The following is a 1461-nucleotide window of genomic DNA, read 5'->3' on the forward strand; positions in this document are numbered from 1 at the left end:
CTTCAACCAGTTGATGGGCGTCCGCTGGCGCGGCCGGCTGTTGGGTGCTGCCGGTCCGTCGCAGAGCTCCGGCCCGTCATCACCTGTTGTTTACAAGCGTTTTCTGGTTGCTGTCCTGCGGATTCTAGGCGTCCGCTCCAGCCCGTCTAGCCCCGGTTCCGCAAGCTCCACCGGAGCCTGTGGCGCAGGAAATTCCCGCAGGCGCTCCTTCGTCGCTTACCTCCTGGGGGAAGTTCCCACACCTTGCCCTGCGGGTAGACAGGCCTCCGTCGGCCGCCGAGCAAGCAAGCTTGCCAGCAACCAAAAAAACAACGGGGGGTGCAGGGGAGCTGGCCGGTCACCATTGCCGCCCCATCCACCCCACTTCTCGGACAAGAAGGAACACCACAATGAACGCAATCACCACCAAGACCGTGACCACAGCCGACACCGGCGAGACCATCGACGGCGTTACCGTCCTCGGGGATTACCACATGAACGGCGGCTACGACTGGATGGAACTGATCGGCGAACACGGCTGGGCTGTGATCCCCAGCTGGGGCCACGAGGGCTGGGACCTGGGCCAGTGGCCCTACGTCATGGTCGCCGGGATCCGCACCGCCGATGCCATCGGCAACCTGTTCGGCATGGCCACGTACTGCGAGGGCGACGTGACCTGCACGTACTACCGGACCAAGGCCCGGTTCTGGGACGCGATCAGCGAACAGGCGTTCTTCCACTGGAAGAACGGACAGGCCCACGGCCCGGACGACCTCCCCGAAGCCGCCGCAGAACTGCCCAGCCGGTACCGCATGCCCTACGCCGTCCCCGCCGCCTAACCACCGGAACCCCTTGCCGGGCGGAAACCCGCCCGGCAAGGCCCCGGCCATCTTCACTAAAGGACAAGCACCATGACCGAAACCAGCCGCATCACCGAAAACACCGCGCAGACCGTGGTGTTCCTCGAAATCCTCGCCAAGCTCGTTGAAATATCTCCAGTCACCTACAGCGCGGCCGCCGCGAAAGACCTCGCCGCGCAGGTACGCGGCATGGCAGACGCGGTCACCAAGGATGCCCGCGTCGATCCTGGGCTGCTGGACGTGACCCGGCAGTACGCCACGCTGGACTGGCACAACGAACTCGTGGCCGTCCTGTTCTCACCGGAGCACCGGCCCACAATGACCTAATGCCGCACGGGGACTCATTTGCTCAAATACTTCAAATGAGTAAGTGAGTCCTCGTCATTGCTGCCTTACCTGCCCAAGGTGCGCGGGCGGTCCGCCGCCCCTGGCTGGCTTTGGTTGGTGGTCGCCGGCGGCGGACCGCCGTTCCCGCCAACAGCCCCGGGCGGATCACCTGGTGTCGGCGGCAAGCCTGGGGGAGTGGTCGGCCCGGGCGAATCCGGTGGCCAGGGGAAGGGCATGCTCGCAGGGCTCGCACTGGTTTGCGCTGCGCTTCAACCAGTTGATGGGCGTCCGCTGG

General features: G+C 65.3%; 2 protein-coding genes. Both read left to right on the forward strand.

Features of this window, described 5'->3' with window-relative positions:
• The first annotated feature begins 389 nt into the window (after nt 1-389).
• Entirely contained in the window at nt 390-818 is a 429-nt protein-coding gene (locus BS38_RS0124010; protein WP_028273021.1) for a hypothetical protein, read from the forward strand.
• A gap of 72 nt (nt 819-890) precedes the next feature.
• Complete coding sequence (locus BS38_RS0124015) at nt 891-1166, forward strand: hypothetical protein (RefSeq protein ID WP_028273022.1); 276 nt, start codon at nt 891-893, stop codon at nt 1164-1166.
• The last annotated feature ends 295 nt before the right edge of the window (nt 1167-1461 follow it).

It is taken from the genome of Arthrobacter sp. UNC362MFTsu5.1, assembly GCF_000685965.1.
Lineage (GTDB): Bacteria > Actinomycetota > Actinomycetes > Actinomycetales > Micrococcaceae > Arthrobacter.